Here is a 15,525-nt window from a genome sequence, read left to right on the forward strand (position 1 = left end):
AAAGCCGGCGCAATCCATGTGGCCGGCTTGCCGGCGATTGGGGCGATGGGGATATCAGAACCCTAAACCGGCCTGCCCAAAGGCTTGTTGAAGAAGTGCTTTACCCCCGCCGCCAATCTCAGGTTGACCATATTCGGTCCGTAGCCCATGGCGAAAATTAGTAGTGCTCCTCATAAAACGCAGGAGATCCGCCAGTCGGTAACAAAAAATTTATGGGGAATTTCAGGCACTGCAGTAGCCATGACCGTGGCCATTAATATGAACACCTCCGGTTTTTTTTGCAGGCCAGGCCACTTTGCAGAAAGCCCGCCAAGCCTATGGAAACGGGCTTGCCCGAAATGGGCCAAAGACGGTCTATTCCACAATTTTTTACGCCTGCCAGGGTTCAGGGAACATCTGCTGGTCACACGAGTCGGTTATTCAAGTGGCAGCGCGACGATCGTGGGTCGACACGCCCCGATTGCCTGTTGATCTTGGGTTCTTCACGCCCTAAAGTGCGCGCCGAACGTCCATGCTGGAAACGATCCATCCGGCTCAAGTACTGAGTAGGCGAACCAAAGTGGGGATACGGAGGACGTTCAGTTTGCAGCCACTTATCTTTTCAGTTTGCCCATGGAGTCCCTGAGCATGTCGATCCAGGTCGAAGACTATTTCGCGCGTGACACCTTCCAGAAAATGAAGGCGTTCGCCGACAAGCAGGAAACCCCGTTCGTACTCATCGATACCCAGATGATCAGCCAGGCCTACGACGACCTGCGCGCCGGTTTCGAGTTCGCCAAGGTCTACTACGCGGTCAAGGCCAACCCGGCGGTCGAGATCATCGACCTGCTCAAAGAGAAAGGCTCGAGCTTCGACATCGCCTCGATCTATGAGCTGGACAAGGTCATGGGCCGTGGCGTCAGCGCCGACCGCATCAGCTACGGCAACACCATCAAGAAGTCCAAGGACATCCGTTACTTCTTTGAAAAAGGTGTGCGCCTGTACGCCACCGATTCAGAAGCCGACCTGCGCAACATCGCCAAGGCCGCCCCGGGCTCCAAGGTCTACGTACGCATCCTGACCGAAGGCTCCACCACCGCCGACTGGCCGCTGTCGCGCAAGTTCGGCTGCCAGACCGACATGGCCATGGACCTGCTGATCCTGGCCCGCGATCTGGGCCTGGTGCCATACGGCATTTCCTTCCACGTGGGTTCGCAACAGCGCGACATCAGTGTGTGGGACGCCGCGATCGCCAAGGTCAAAGTGATCTTCGAGCGCCTGAAGGAAGAAGACGGCATCGAGCTGAAGCTGATCAACATGGGTGGCGGCTTCCCGGCCAACTACATCACCCGCACCAACAGCCTGGAAACCTACGCTGAAGAGATCATCCGCTTCCTGAAGGAAGACTTCGGCGACGACCTGCCGGAAATCATCCTTGAGCCAGGCCGTTCGCTGATCGCCAACGCCGGCATCCTGGTCAGCGAAGTCGTGCTGGTTGCGCGCAAATCGCGTACCGCTGTCGAGCGCTGGGTGTACACCGATGTGGGCAAATTCTCCGGCCTGATCGAAACCATGGACGAGTCCATCAAGTTCCCGATCTGGACCGAAAAGAAAGGCGAGATGGAAGAAGTGGTCATCGCCGGCCCGACCTGCGACAGCGCCGACATCATGTACGAGCACTACAAGTACGGCCTGCCGCTGAACCTGGCGATCGGTGACCGCCTCTACTGGCTATCGACCGGTGCCTACACCACCAGCTACAGCGCAGTGGAATTCAACGGCTTCCCGCCGCTGAAGGCTTACTACCTGTAATGCAGAACGGGGCCGAAAGGCCCCGTTTTCATTGGTGCCTGGCTTGGCCCCATCGCCGGCAAGCCGGCTCCCACTCCGACCGCGCAGCTCCTCAGGCCTGCGCTTCACCTGTGGAAGCAATTCCTAATGGCCGGCGCAAACCCATGTGGAAGCAATTTCTAAAGGCCGGCGCAAATCCATGTGGGAGCCGGCTTGCCGGCGATGGGGCCAGTGCCGACACCATCACACCTGGCGCTGTTCTATCTCAGCGGCATACCGCGCCGCAAAGGCCATCAACCCTGGCCCAGCCCCCTGCAAGGTCACCAACGCACTGCGCAAAAAATTCAGGTTGCCCTCAACCCGCGCCCGCTCCAGCCACGGCCCCACTTCGGCCATCTGGCCACGCTCGGCCAGCACCATCGCCAAACTGAACATCCCACGAAAATCCCCCGCCTCGGCCGAGCGCCGATACCAGCGCACCGCCCGCACCGGACTTGGCGCCGTAGCGATACCCTGCTCCAGGTAACGCCCATACAGGTTCATCGACTTGGCATGCCCCAGCTGCGCAGCCTTCTCGTAGCACATCAATGCCTGCGCCTGATTGGCCGGCACCCCACGCCCGGTAGCCAGCAGGTTGCCCAGGTTATACAACCCCCAGTCCAGCCCGGCATCGGCCGCGCGGGCATAGTGAACCGCAGCCTGCACCACATTCACCTCGCCACCCCAACCATGCTCCAGGCACCGCCCGAGCATATTGTGCGCCATGGCGCTGCCACCCTGGGCGGCAATACCGAACCAACGCCGGGCCACTCCGGCATCCGCTTCGATGCCGCGGCCGTCGAGCAGGATCTGCCCGAGCAGCAACTGGGCCTCGATCACGCCCTGCCCTGCCGCCGCGAGAATGGCTTGGGCGGCTTTGCCCGGGCTATCTTCGAGCATGGCCTTCAGGCCGGCGACATCCACCACTTCTTCACGGCGCAACGGATAGGACACGGCTCAGACCTCTGCCCAGCGGCGCAGCAGGTTATGGTAGGTGCCAGTCAATTGCAGCAACGAGGGGTGCTCCGGCACATCGGCAGTGAGTTGCTGGATGGCATTGTCCATCTCGAACAGCAACGCACGCTGGCTGTCCTCCCGCACCAGGCTCTGGGTCCAGAAGAACGCCGCATAACGCACGCCGCGCGTCACCGGGTTGACCTTGTGCAGGCTCGTGCCCGGGTACAGCACCAGGTCACCGGCCGCCAGCTTGACCTGTTGCTCGCCATAGGTGTGTTGAATCACCAACTCGCCACCGTCATAGCTGTCCGGATCGCTGAGAAAAAGCGTAGAGGAAAGGTCAGTGCGCACCCGCTCCGGGCTGCCTTTGGGCTGGCGCAGGGCATTGTCGATGTGGAAGCCGAAGTTGCCACCCTCACGGTAGCAGTTGATCAGCGGCGGAAAGACTTTGTGCGGCAGCGCCGCCGACATGAACCGCGGCGTTTTCCACAGGCGGTCGATCAGCGCGCTACCGATTTCCTTCGCCAGCGCGTGGCCTTCTGGCAGCTGCAAGTTGTGCTTGGCCTTGGCCGACTGATAGCCGGCCGTGACCTTGCCATCGGCCCAATCAGCCTGCTCCAGTGCCGCGCGAATGCGGGCAAGCTCGTCGGCGTCGAACAGGCCGGGAATATGAAGCAGCATGGCGGCAGTACCGTAAAGAGTGTAAAGAAGTCAATGATATTGATTCCCTTTTACGCCGCACAAGCCCTTTCTGCAGCCGAGACGTTTCAGCTTCCTTTGACCGTAAAGAAAATTTGTAAAGATTGTAAATTCGCAGTGAATGGTAACGACTCTCAATTGTGACCTACAATCACTTGCATTATGATCCGCGGCCTTCACACCTTGGGGAAGGTCCATAACAATGCGTCAATACGTGCCATCTGCAGTGAGTTCGCCACGCCTGATCGTGTCCGCCATCGGCGTCGCCCTGAGCGCTTCGTCCGCCTATGCCGCCGATCCCGCTACCAGCAGCGCCATTACCCTCGATGCCACCAGCGTCAACGGCAAGGCCGAACAGGCCAGCACCGATTACAAGGTCGAGAAGGCCTCCTCGCAGAAGTACACCGCACCGTTGGTGGACACCCCGCGCTCGGTTACCGTCATCCCCCAGCAAGTCATCAAGGACACCAACGCCCTGAGCCTGCAGGATGCCCTGCGCACCGTACCAGGCATTACCTTTGGTGCAGGCGAAGGCGGCAACCCGCAAGGCGACCGCCCGTTCATTCGTGGTTTCGACGCCCAGGGTGACACCTACCTGGACGGTGTCCGCGATACAGGCGCGCAAACCCGTGAAATCTTCGCCATCGAATCGGTGGAAGTGGCCAAAGGCCCCAACTCGGCCATCGGTGGCCGCGGCGCGGCAGGCGGCACCATCAACCTGGTGAGCAAGCGTGCACACCTGGGCAACTCCCTGGACGGTGCCTGGACCTGGGGCAGCGACCAGACCCAACGCTACACCTTCGACGGCAACTACCAGTTCAGCGACACCGCTGCCGGCCGGCTCAACCTGATGACCCACGAGAGCAACGTTGCCGGCCGTGACAAGGTCAACTATGACCGCTGGGGTATCGCCCCCTCCCTGGCCTTCGGCCTGGGCACGCCAACCCGCGTCAACCTCGACTACTACCACCTGGAAAGCGACGACCTGCCGGATTCGGGCATCCCGTACAGCATCCCGACCGGAGGCAGCGGCGCACGTACCTCGGCGCACCCGAGCAAGCCGATCGACGGCGGCGACAGCGACAATTTCTATGGCCTGACCGGTCGCGACTTCCGCAAGACCCGTGTGGACATCGCCACTATCGCCGTGGAACACGACCTGAGCGAATCGTTGACCATCAAGAACACCCTGCGTCATGGCAACAGCATGCAGGACTACATCCTGACCCAGCCAGACGATAGCATTGGCAACGTCAACAACAACGGCGTATGGCGGCGTGCCAACACCCGTGTGGGCAACACGGCCACCACCACCAACCAGACCGACCTGTTCGGTGAATTCTTCGTGGGCGGTTTCAAGAACAGCTTCTCCACCGGGGTCGAGTTCAGCAAGGAGGACTCGGACCGCCAGAGCTACGCGGTGTCGCCAAACAGCAAGCTCACCTGCACCGGCCCGAGCAATGGTGGCAGCTGTACATCGCTGAGCGACCCGAACCCCGACGATGTCTGGGATGGCACCATCTCGCGCAACTACGCCGGCACCAAAACCAGCAGCAAGACCCGTGCAATCTACGCCTTCGACACGCTGGAACTGACGCCTGAGTGGTTGTTGAACATGGGCCTGCGTTACGACCACTTTGACACGAAGTTCCGCACGTACGATGCCTCGGGCGCGACAGTGGTGAACAAGAACGGCGTCCAGACCAAAGGCCGCGACACCAGCGAGTTCTTCACCGGCCAGCTGGGCCTGGTCTGGAAACCGGCTGAGAACGGCAGCATCTACGTTTCCTATGCCACTTCCGCCACCCCGCCCGGGGCGATGCTCGGCGAGGGAACCGAAGGCAACCCGCTGTCGGGCACCACCGACCGTGGTGGCAACATCCTGGCCAGCGACATGGAGCCGGAAGAAACCACCAACTACGAAATCGGCACCAAGTGGGATCTGCTCGACGAGCGCCTGTCCCTGGCCGCCGCGTTGTTCCGCACCGAAAAGGAAAACGCCCGTGTGCAGGTGGACACCACCACCTACGAAAACGTCGGCGAAACCCGCGTGCAAGGCATCGAACTGTCGGCCAGCGGCAAGCTTACCGACAAGTGGCAAGTGTTCGCCGGCTACACCTACCTGCAGGCCCGCCAGGTCGACGGCGGCCCGCTGGGCAAGGCCAACGACGGCAACCAGTTGCCCAACACGCCGAACAACAGCGCCAGCCTGTGGACCACGTACTCGATCACCCCGAAACTGACGGTCGGCGGCGGCGCGTTCTATGTGGATGACGTCTACGGCAACGTGGCCAACACCACCATGGTCGACAGCTATGTACGTTACGACGCCATGGCTGCCTACAAGCTGACCAAGAACATCGACCTGCAACTGAACGTGCAGAACCTCACCAATGAGGTGTATTACGACAAGGCGTTTTCCACCCACTTCGCCAACCAGGCGGCGGGCCGGACCGCATTGCTGACCACCAGCGTCCACTTCTGAAGCAATACCCCGGAGCCCCGTTCATTCCTGTGAGCGGGGCTTTTGCGTATCAAGGCATAATGCACGCCGCGCCAGGCGCGGCAGCAATACAAGGTGATCGATGTGGTGAAGAAGACACTGTTCCAATTGCACTGGTTCTTTGGCATCACCGCCGGCCTGGTGCTGGCCTTGATGGGCATTACCGGGGCGCTCTATTCGTTCCAGGAAGAACTCCTGCGTGCTTTCAACGCCGATGTCTTGAACGTCGAGGTCCGCGCCGAGGGTGTGCTGCCTCCGGCTGAGCTGGTGCGCCGGGTCGAGGCCGCTCAAGGCGACAAAGTGTCGATGCTGTGGGTAGATGTACGCGAAGGCAACGCCGCACGGGTGTTCTTCACACCACCACCGGGCGAGCGCCGCGGTGAGCTGCGCTATGCCGACCCCTATACCGGTGAGCTCAAGGGCCAGGCCGCAGGGCAAGACTTCTTCAAACTGATGCTCACCCTGCACCGGTTCCTCGCCATGGGTGACACGGGCCGGCAAATCACGGGCGCCTGCACCCTGATGCTGGTGTTTTTCTGCCTCTCCGGCCTGTACCTGCGCTGGCCGCGCAAAGCCCTGAACTGGCGCACCTGGCTGACCTTGGACTGGGCCAAAAAAGGCCGCGCCTTCAATTGGGACCTGCACGCCGTTGCAGGCACCTGGTGCCTGCTGTTCTACCTTCTGTTCGCGCTGACCGGGCTGTTCTGGTCCTACGAATGGTACCGCGAAGGCCTGAACAGGCTGCTGGCCGACGCCCCTGCCGCAGGGCAGCAGCACAAGCGCGGCGAAGGCCGTGGCCGCCATGGGCCGCAGAAGGTGGACAAGAACGCGCCGCCGCTGGTGGTCGACTACGACGCCATCTGGGCCAGCCTGAAAAACGCTGCCGGCCCACGCCTTGCCATGTACAACCTGCGTCTGCCGCCTGCTGGGGGCCAGCCCGCCAGCCTGTTCTACCTGCTCGACAGCGCTGCGCACCCACGCGCCTTCGATACCCTGACCCTGGACCCGGCCACCGGCCAGGTGAAAAGCCACGAGCGCTACAGCGAAAAGTCCTTCAAGGCCCAGCTGTTGCAAAGTGTCTATGCCTTGCACGTGGGTGAATACTTCGGCCTGCCGGGGCGGATCATCGTCACCCTCGCCAGCCTGACCATGCCGCTGTTCTTCGTCACCGGTTGGCTGCTGTACCTCGATCGCCGCCGCAAAAAACGCCAGGTCCGCGCCGCCCGTGGCAGTGTCGACAGCACTGCCAGCAGCGGCGACAGCTGGTTGATCGGCTTTGCCAGCCAGAGCGGTTTCGCCGAGCAATTGGCCTGGCAGAGCGCCGGCCAGCTGCAGGCGGCAGGCTTGCCGGTGCAAGTACGTGCGCTTGCCGATCTGGGCGAAGAGGACCTGCGCCAGACGCGCCGCGCGCTGTTCGTCGTCAGTACGTTCGGTGACGGCGAGGCGCCTGACAGCGCCCGAGCCTTCGAGCGCAAGGTGCTGGGCCAGCCTTGGGCGCTGAACGGCCTCAGCTATGCCGTGCTGGCGCTCGGTGATCGCCAGTACCCGCACTTCTGCGGCTTTGCCCGGCGCCTGCAGGCATGGCTCAGCGAGCGCGGTGCCAGCACGGCGTTCAGCCCGGTGGAGGTGGACAACGCCGACCAGGCGGCCCTGCAGCACTGGCAACAGGAGCTGGCGCAGCTGACTGGCGCCCAGCCCGTCGCTGCCTGGCAACCGCCAAGTTTCGGCAACTGGACCTTGGTCAGCCGCGAACGGCTCAACCCTGGCAGCCAAGGGCAAGCGGTCTACCTGATCGGCCTGCGCTGCGAAGCGCCCGCCAGCTGGGAGGCCGGTGACCTGGTTGAAATTCTGCCGCTCAATGGCCAGCCACGCGTGGATGCATTCCTCAGCGGCCTGGCCGTCGACGCCAACGCTACAGTGCAGCTTCACGGCCTGAACGAAACCCTCGCACAGGCCCTGGCAAGCCGCCAGCTACCCACCCAGCGGGAGCACCTGATCGGCTTGCAGCCACAAGCCCTGATCGATGCGCTGGTACCGATCGGCAGCCGCGAATATTCCATCGCCTCGATCGCCAGCGATGGTGTGCTGGAACTGATCGTACGCCAGGAGCGTCACCCCGATGGCACCCTTGGCCTGGGCTCTGGCTGGCTGACCGAATACCTGCCAGTCGCAGGCACCCTTGGCCTGCGCCTGCGCCGCAACAGTGGTTTCCATTTGCCCGAAAGCGCCGCGCCGATGATCCTGATCGGCAACGGCACTGGCATTGCGGGCCTGCGCAGCCTGCTGCGGGCGCGGGTCAATGCCGGCGAGCAGCGCAACTGGCTGTTGTTCGGCGAGCGTAACCGCGCGCATGACCTGCTGTGTGGCGATGAGCTGCAAGGCTGGCTGGCTAACGGCGACCTGGCGCGGCTGGACCTGGCGTTCTCGCGCGATCAGGCCGAGAAGGTGTATGTGCAGGATGTATTGCTGCAGCAGGCCGAAGCGTTCAAGCGCTGGGTTGCCGATGGGGCTTATGTGTATGTCTGCGGCAGCCTGCAAGGGATGGCGGCCGGTGTCGATGCGGCGCTCAAAGGCATGCTCGGCGAAGCGGTTGTCGAGCAGTTGATCGAAGATGGGCGTTATCGGCGGGATGTTTACTGATCAGGGGTTGATGCAGCCAGCACCGGCCCCATCGCCGGCAAGCCGGCTCCCACTCTAATGTGGACTGCCCCAAGAAGTTGGACAGCAATCCAATGTCTTGGGGCAGTCCACTATCTTGAAGCCTGCGCCGCACCGGTGGGAGCCGGCTTGCCGGCGATTGGCCGTGCAGACTCAGTGCAACTCGAAGGTATCGGCATCCAGGTTGGCCGGGAAGCGGGTGCGGTAGTTGGCGAGCTCCGCTGCCCGCAGCACCACCGTGAACACACCATCAGCCTCACCTGCGCTGAGCAGGCTTTCACCCTGAAAATCCAGCACCTGGCTGTCGCCTGAATACGCGAAACCCTTGCCATCGGTGCCCACCCGGTTCACCGCGGCCACGAAGCACAGGTTTTCGATACCCCGCGCCGGCAGCAGCCGGTTCCAGTGCTGGCGGCGCGCGGCCGGCCAGTTCGCGGTGTACAACAGCAGGTCGGTATCCTGGGCATCGCGGCTCCACACCGGGAACCGCAGGTCGTAGCAGATCAGCGGGCGTACCCGCCAGCCCTTGATCTCGAACTGCACCTGACGCTCACCCGGGGTGTAATGCTTGTGTTCACCGGCCATGCGGAACAGGTGGCGTTTGTCGTAGAAGAGGATCTCGCCGTCCGGCCGCGCCCACAGCAAGCGGTTGCGGTGGCTGCCATCGGCGGCCTGGATGATCACGCTGCCGGTAACCACGGCGTTGATGCGCTTGGCCTGCGCCTTGAGCCATTTGTACGTCGGGCCGTTCTCAGGCTCGGCCAGGCTTTCCGATTCCATGGAAAAACCCGTGGTGAACATCTCGGGGAGGATCACCAGGTCGGCATCTCCAGCCTGGTCGAGCAAAACCTCGAAATGAGCGTAATTGGCCTCGCGGTCGTGCCAGGCCAGGGCCGTTTGCACCAAGGCGATTTTCAGGTTGGGCAGTGCACTCAGATCGCGCATAGTTTTTCCGCTGCCTGACGCAGCGTCTCCTCACGTTTGGCAAAGCACAGGCGTATCAGGCGTTGCTCGGGGATGGGTCGCTGGTAGAACACCGACACCGGAATGGTCGCAACGCCGTGTTCACGGGTGAGCCAAAGGGCCATGTCGACGTCGTTCAGGTCTGGCCGGATCTGCGAATAGTCCACCAGCTGGAAATAAGTGCCCGCCGTGCGGGTAAAGTTGAAACGCGAACCCTCCAGCAAACCGCAGAACACGTCACGCTTGCCCTGGTAGAAGGCCGGCAACTCGTCGATATGCTCGGGGTGCTCGGCCATGAAGTCGGCCAGGGCGCACTGCAGCGGCGTCACGCCACAGAAGTTGACGTACTGGTGCACCTTGCGCAGCTCTGCACTCAACGCCGCAGGCGCGATCACGTAGCCGGTCTTCCAGCCAGTGACGTGGTAAGTCTTGCCGAACGAGCTGACCACAAAGGCACGTTGATACAGCTGTTCGTGGGCCAGCACGCTGGCGTGGCGGACGCCGTCGTAAACCAGGTGCTCGTAGACTTCGTCGCTGATCAGGTAGATATCGCGGTCGGCAACGAGCGTTGCCAACTGCTCAAGGTCTTCGCGGGTGATCAGCGCGCCACTGGGGTTATGCGGCGAATTGAGGATGACCATGCGGGTGCGCGGGCTCAGGGCATCGCTGAACTTCTGCCAGTCGATACGGAAGTCGCCGTCGCTCAGTTGCACATGCACGCAGCGACCACCGGCCAGCTCCACCGAAGGCTCATAGCTGTCGTAACACGGGTCGAAGACAATCACCTCGTCACCCGCATGCACCACTGCCTGGATGGCACAGAAAATCGCCTCGGTGGCACCGGGGGTGATGGTCACTTCCTGGTCGGCATCCACCTGCGCGCCGTACAGCCGCGCCACTTTGGCAGCCACCTGCTGGCGCAAGGCCGGCAGGCCGGTCATTGGCGAATACTGGTTGTGCCCGGCAGCCACGTGCCGGCCCACTGCATCGAGCAGGGCCTGCGGGCCATTGAAGTCAGGGAAGCCCTGGGACAGGTTGAGCGCGCCCGTCTGCACAGCGAGCTGGGACATGCTGGTGAAGATGGTCGTGCCGACGTTCGGCAGTTTGCTGCGGATCATGGAGCCCTCTTTCCTGCGGGACGGAGAGCTATAAGCTACAAGCTCCAAGCCACAAGAAAAAGCGACATGTATCAGCGTCCGCTCATTCTTGTGGCTTGCGACTTGAAGTCTGCCGCTTGTCAGCGCTTGTCGCGGCGCTTCTTCTCGGCTTTCTTGTGGTGCGACATCAAACGGCGCTTCTTGTTGACCTGGCGGTCGGTGAGGGTGTTCTTCTTGCCCTCGTACGGGTTCTCACCGCCCTTGTACTCGATGCGGATCGGCGTACCGACCAGTTTCAGCACGCGGCGGTAGGTGTTTTCCAGGTAACGCGAGTACGACTTGGGGATCTTCTCGGTCTGGTTGCCGTGGATCACGATCAGCGGCGGGTTGGCACCCCCGAGGTGGGCATAGCGCAGCTTGATGCGGCGGCCATTGACCAGCGGAGGCTGGTGCTCACTGACGGCGTCTTCGAGGATCTGCGTCAGACGGCTGGTTGGCCAGCGGGTGACCGCCGATTTGAACGCGGCCTGCACCGACTTGTACAGGTGACCCACGCCGGTGCCGTGCAGCGCCGAGATGAAGTGGATGTCGGCAAAGTCGACGAAGAACAGCCGGCGCTCCAGCTCGGTCTTGACGTAGTCGCGCTCACCCGGCTCCATGCCGTCCCACTTGTTCAGGGCGATGACGATGGCGCGGCCCGCTTCCAGGGCGAAGCCCAGCAGGTTGAGGTCGTGGTCGACCACCCCCTCGCGGGCATCCATGACGAAGATCACCACGTTGGCGTCCTTGATCGCCTGCAGCGTCTTCACCACCGAGAACTTTTCGACTTCCTCGTGGATCTTGCCGCGCTTGCGCACACCCGCGGTGTCGATGAAGGTGTACTTCTCGTTATCGCGCTCGAACGGGATATAGATACTGTCACGGGTGGTACCCGGCTGGTCGTAGACCACCACGCGCTCTTCGCCGAGCATGCGGTTGACCAGGGTCGACTTGCCCACGTTGGGGCGGCCGATGATGGCGATCTTGATGCCATCCTTTTCGCTCGGGCCGGGGATGCGTACCGCTTCCTCGCCTTCGGCAACCTCCTGGTCGAGGGCTTCTTCCTCAGCATCGCGAGGAATATGGCCCAGCACCGACTCCATCAGCTGATTGATGCCACGGCCCTGGGAGCCCGCCACCGGAATGGCATTGCCCATACCCAGCGGCGAAAACTCGGCGCGGGCGACGTCGGCGTCGATGTTGTCGATCTTGTTGGCCACCAGAATGGCCGACTTGTTCCGCTTGCGCAGGTGCTCGGCGATCATCTGGTCGGCGGCAGTCATTCCGGCGCGGGCGTCGACCAGGAACAGCACATAGTCGGCTTCTTCGATAGCCATCAACGACTGCTCGGCCATCTTCTCGTCCATGCCCACTTCGTCACCGGTGATACCACCGGTGTCGATCAGGATGAAGGAGCGACCCTGCCAGCTGGCATCACCATACTGGCGGTCACGGGTCAGACCCGACAGGTCACCCACGATGGCATCGCGGGTTTTGGTCAGGCGGTTGAACATGGTGGATTTGCCGACGTTCGGCCGTCCCACCAGGGCGATTACGGGAACCATGCGGCTCTCCACTCTTGAATTCTTGAAAATGCAAAGGCCGCTGCAAGGCAGCGGCCGGAGTTCGGGCGGCGTGTCCTACGCCGCAACTCAAGACCTGTCGTGGTCTTGAGCATAGCTTCAGCGGATGGTCAGTGCCTCGAGCTTGCCGCTGTTGCCAAAGACATAGATGGTGTCGCCGACCACCAGGGGCCGGGCGCGCAGGCCATCGCTGTCGATACGCTCACGGCCGACGAAACGGCCGTCGACCTGGCTGAGCAGGTGCAGGTAACCTTCGAAGTCACCTACAGCCACGTAACTGGAGAACACTTCCGGCGCCGACAATTGACGGCGGGCCATCGAGTCGTTGGTCCACAGGGCGCTGGAAGAGCGCTCGTCGACACCTTCGACACTGCCTGAGGCCTCGCTGACATAGACGTTGCCGAAACCTTGGGCGACACCCACGTAGCTCGACGCATCACGCTGCCACAGCACACGGCCGCTCTCCAGGTCCAGGCCCGCTACGCGGCCCTGGTAGGTGCTGACGTACAGCGTGCCACCGGACAGCAGCAGGCCGCCGTCGATGTCGACCACACGGTCCAGCTCGGAACGGCCCTGCGGGATGGCCACACGGCTCTCCCACACTGGCACGCCGTTGTTGATGTCGACCGCCACCACTTTACCGGTGGAAAGGCCGGCGACGGCCAGACGGTTAGTGACGATCGGCGCACCGGTGCCCCGCAGGGTCAGGACAGCCGGAGTGCTCTCGTAGATCCAGCGGCGGTCGCCGGTAGCGGCATCGAGCCCGATCAGGCGGTCGTCCTGGGTCTGCACCACCACAACGTCACCGTTGTTGGCAGGCGGCGCCAGCACTTCACTGGTGACGCGGGAGCGCCAGCGCTCTTCACCGGTGCTGGAGTCCAGGGCAATCACCTCACCCTTGAGCGTGCCGAGCATGACCAGGCCATAGCCAACGCCGACGGCGCCGGAAACCGGCAGCTCCAGGTCCTTCTTCCACACGACGTCGCCCGTGATGCGGTCGAGGGCGAAGACTTCGCCATTGACGTCGCTGGCGTAGATGCGGTCGTTCTCGATGGCGGGTACCAGGGTATTGTAAGTCTCGCCCTGGCCGTCACCGATCGAACGGCTCCACTGTTTTTTCAGTACCACTTCTTCGGTGAACTTGGTCAGTTCGGCCGGAGGCAGTTCCTTCTTGCTGTTGCTGCTGCAACCTGCGGCCAGTACGGCCAGGGTCAGCACTGCTGCTTGTTTCCAACCGATCACGTCACGCGTCCCCTTTGGCCAAGTCATCCAGCTTCAGTTGCAAGCCACCGACCGCCGCCTCATCGGACAGCGCGGCCTTGGCTTTTTCATAAGCGCTGTGAGCATCGTCGGCACGACCCAACTGCACCAGCAGGTCGCCCTTCAATTCTTCACGGCTGGCCAGAAACGCCTTGTCAGCGTCACCGTCGAGCAGCTTGAGCGCATCTTCGGCCTTGTTCTGAGCCGCGAGCACGCGTGCCAGGCGCTGGCGCGAAATTTCGCCCAGGGTGTCGTCAGCAGGCTTGTCGAGCACATTCTTCAGCTCGGCAGCGGCGTCGTCGAGCTTGCCGCTCTCGACCGCGACCTTGGCCACGAACAGGCTGCCGTATTGGGCGTAGGCGGTACCACCAAACTCGCTCTTGAGCTTGCCGGCCAACTCAGCGACCTTGGCCGCGTCCGGCTGCCCGCTCGGCGTCAGGCTGGTTTCAAGCAGGGCCTGATACAGCTGCGATGCGCCTTGCGACTGGTTGTCCTGGTACTTGTGCCACGCGTTCCAACCCAAAACCACCACGCCCGCCAGCAGTGCACCGGTCAGCAGTGGCTTGCCGTTGCGGCTCCACCAGTCCTTGAACCCTGCCAGGTCATCATCATCGGTACTCGACACCCCAATACTCCTTTTCGCCTATTCGCTTGTTGAACCGCGTTACGCCTGAGCGATCGCGGTTTCCAGGTGCTCAGCCAGAGCATCCCAGGCAATGTTCTGTTGTTCGCCCTGACCACGCAGGGGCTTGAGGCCAATCTCTTGCTTGGCCAGCTCGTCGTCACCCAGGATCAGGGCAAACAACGCGCCGCTCTTGTCGGCTTTCTTGAACTGGCTCTTGAAGCTGCCGCCACCGGCGTTGACCGCCAGGCGCAGGCCCGGCAGACGGTCGCGCAGGCTTTCGGACAAGCGCAGGCCAGCCAGCTCCGCCTGTTCGCCAAAGGCGCACAGGTACACATCGATCTGGCGGTTGATGGATTCCGGGACCTTGCCCAGGGTCTCCAGCAGCAGGATCAGGCGCTCGATACCCATGGCGAAACCAACGCCGGTGGTCGGCTTTCCACCCATCTGCTCTACCAGGCCATCGTAGCGGCCGCCTGCGCAGACAGTGCCCTGGGCGCCAAGCTTGTCGGTGACCCACTCGAACACGGTCTTGCTGTAGTAGTCCAGGCCACGCACCAGCTTGGTGTTGATCACGAACGGAATACCGGCAGCATCCAGACGGGCTTTGAGGCCCTCGAAGTGCACCCGGGAGTCTTCGTCGAGGTAGTCTTCCAGCTTCGGCGCGCCGACCAGCACCGCTTGAGTATCAGGGTTTTTGCTGTCGAGGATGCGCAGCGGATTGCTCTTGAGGCGGCGCTGGCTGTCTTCGTCGAGTTGCTCCAGGCGCGCCGAGAGGAACTCGACCAGCGCGTCTCGGTAGCGGGCGCGGGCCTCGCTGGTGCCCAGGCTGTTCAGCTCGAGCTTGACCGCATCCTGGATGCCCAGCAGGCCCCACAAACGCCAGGTCAGCATGATCAGCTCGGCATCGATGTCCGGGCCGTCCAGGTTGAACACCTCGACGCCAATCTGGTGGAACTGGCGGTAGCGGCCCTTCTGCGGGCGCTCGTGGCGGAACATCTGGCCGATGTACCACAGTTTCTGCACCTGGCCGTTGCCGGTGATGCCGTGCTCGAGCACGGCACGTACGCAGGCAGCCGTGCCTTCAGGGCGCAGGGTCAGCGAATCGCCGTTGCGGTCCTCGAAGGTGTACATCTCTTTTTCGACGATGTCGGTGACTTCACCGATGGAGCGCTTGAACAGCTCGGTGAACTCGACGATCGGCGTGCGGATCTGGCTGTACCCATAGGTGTCCAGCAGCCCGGCGACGGTGCCTTCGAAGTAGCGCCACAGCGGCGACTGCTCTGGCAGGATGTCGTTCATGCCACGGATGGCTTGCAGCGATTTGCTCACGAA

General features: G+C 62.5%; 11 protein-coding genes. 3 read left to right on the plus strand and 8 right to left on the minus strand.

Annotation, left to right across the window (positions count from 1 at the left end):
• The first annotated feature begins 627 nt into the window (after positions 1–627).
• The gene (locus ACIPZH_RS05315) at positions 628–1,791 is read left to right on the plus strand and encodes a type III PLP-dependent enzyme (RefSeq protein ID WP_012316125.1); all 1,164 of its coding nucleotides are present in this window, start codon (positions 628–630) and stop codon (positions 1,789–1,791) included.
• Positions 1,792–2,013: 222 nt separating this feature from the next.
• Here the strand turns inward: ACIPZH_RS05315 and ACIPZH_RS05320 are convergent, their stop codons facing one another.
• Together ACIPZH_RS05320 and ACIPZH_RS05325 are read right to left on the minus strand one after the other, a co-directional pair.
• Entirely contained in the window at positions 2,014–2,763 is a 750-nt protein-coding gene (locus tag ACIPZH_RS05320) for a tetratricopeptide repeat protein (protein WP_400635427.1), read from the minus strand.
• Between the two features lie 3 nt (positions 2,764–2,766).
• Positions 2,767–3,447 carry a Fe2+-dependent dioxygenase gene (locus tag ACIPZH_RS05325; RefSeq protein ID WP_241804196.1) on the minus strand — a complete coding sequence of 227 codons (681 nt, stop codon included), beginning with the start codon at positions 3,445–3,447 and terminating at the stop codon, positions 2,767–2,769.
• Between the two features lie 220 nt (positions 3,448–3,667).
• On the opposite strand from ACIPZH_RS05325, the gene ACIPZH_RS05330 reads away from it, so the two are divergent.
• Both ACIPZH_RS05330 and ACIPZH_RS05335 read left to right on the plus strand, forming a co-directional pair.
• Positions 3,668–5,950 (plus strand): TonB-dependent receptor, encoded by a 2,283-nt coding sequence (locus tag ACIPZH_RS05330; protein WP_400626079.1) that lies wholly within the window; start codon positions 3,668–3,670, stop codon positions 5,948–5,950.
• A gap of 102 nt (positions 5,951–6,052) precedes the next feature.
• Positions 6,053–8,608: a PepSY domain-containing protein gene (locus tag ACIPZH_RS05335; RefSeq protein ID WP_400635428.1), complete on the plus strand. Its 2,556-nt coding sequence runs from the start codon at positions 6,053–6,055 to the stop codon at positions 8,606–8,608.
• Between the two features lie 171 nt (positions 8,609–8,779).
• Here the strand turns inward: ACIPZH_RS05335 and ACIPZH_RS05340 are convergent, their stop codons facing one another.
• The 6 genes from ACIPZH_RS05340 to hisS form a co-directional block, all read right to left on the minus strand.
• The gene (locus ACIPZH_RS05340) at positions 8,780–9,571 is read right to left on the minus strand and encodes an amidohydrolase (protein WP_267818572.1); all 792 of its coding nucleotides are present in this window, start codon (positions 9,569–9,571) and stop codon (positions 8,780–8,782) included.
• Entirely contained in the window at positions 9,559–10,707 is a 1,149-nt protein-coding gene (locus ACIPZH_RS05345; protein ID WP_400635429.1) for a pyridoxal phosphate-dependent aminotransferase, read from the minus strand. The genes ACIPZH_RS05340 and ACIPZH_RS05345 overlap by 13 nt, the downstream gene beginning before the upstream one ends.
• Positions 10,708–10,826: 119 nt before the next feature.
• Positions 10,827–12,290 (minus strand): ribosome biogenesis GTPase Der, encoded by a 1,464-nt coding sequence (gene der, locus ACIPZH_RS05350; protein ID WP_241804191.1) that lies wholly within the window; start codon positions 12,288–12,290, stop codon positions 10,827–10,829.
• A 117-nt stretch (positions 12,291–12,407) separates the two neighbouring features.
• Positions 12,408–13,550, minus strand: a complete 1,143-nt coding sequence (bamB, locus tag ACIPZH_RS05355; RefSeq protein WP_241804190.1) for an outer membrane protein assembly factor BamB — start codon at positions 13,548–13,550, stop codon at positions 12,408–12,410.
• Between the two features lies 1 nt (position 13,551).
• The gene (locus tag ACIPZH_RS05360; RefSeq protein WP_241804189.1) at positions 13,552–14,193 is read right to left on the minus strand and encodes a tetratricopeptide repeat protein; all 642 of its coding nucleotides are present in this window, start codon (positions 14,191–14,193) and stop codon (positions 13,552–13,554) included.
• Positions 14,194–14,232: 39 nt separating this feature from the next.
• The gene (hisS, locus tag ACIPZH_RS05365) at positions 14,233–15,522 is read right to left on the minus strand and encodes a histidine--tRNA ligase (protein ID WP_241804188.1); all 1,290 of its coding nucleotides are present in this window, start codon (positions 15,520–15,522) and stop codon (positions 14,233–14,235) included.
• Between the last annotated feature and the right edge of the window lie 3 nt (positions 15,523–15,525).

Origin of the sequence: Pseudomonas sp. NPDC089758, from assembly GCF_044748705.1 — a bacterium.
GTDB classification, from domain to species: Bacteria; Pseudomonadota; Gammaproteobacteria; order Pseudomonadales; family Pseudomonadaceae; genus Aquipseudomonas; species Aquipseudomonas putida_X.

What these genes read in the sequence shown, in the direction of transcription:
- ACIPZH_RS05340 (WP_267818572.1), bottom strand. Translation starts at nt 9,571, where the DNA reads ATGCGCGATCTGAGTGCACTGCCCAACCTGAAAATCGCCTTGGTGCAA.
- ACIPZH_RS05330 (WP_400626079.1), top strand. Translation starts at nt 3,668, where the DNA reads ATGCGTCAATACGTGCCATCTGCAGTGAGTTCGCCACGCCTGATCGTG.
- ACIPZH_RS05325 (WP_241804196.1), bottom strand. Translation starts at nt 3,447, where the DNA reads ATGCTGCTTCATATTCCCGGCCTGTTCGACGCCGACGAGCTTGCCCGC.
- ACIPZH_RS05315 (WP_012316125.1), top strand. Translation starts at nt 628, where the DNA reads ATGTCGATCCAGGTCGAAGACTATTTCGCGCGTGACACCTTCCAGAAA.
- ACIPZH_RS05345 (WP_400635429.1), bottom strand. Translation starts at nt 10,707, where the DNA reads ATGATCCGCAGCAAACTGCCGAACGTCGGCACGACCATCTTCACCAGC.
- der (WP_241804191.1), bottom strand. Translation starts at nt 12,290, where the DNA reads ATGGTTCCCGTAATCGCCCTGGTGGGACGGCCGAACGTCGGCAAATCC.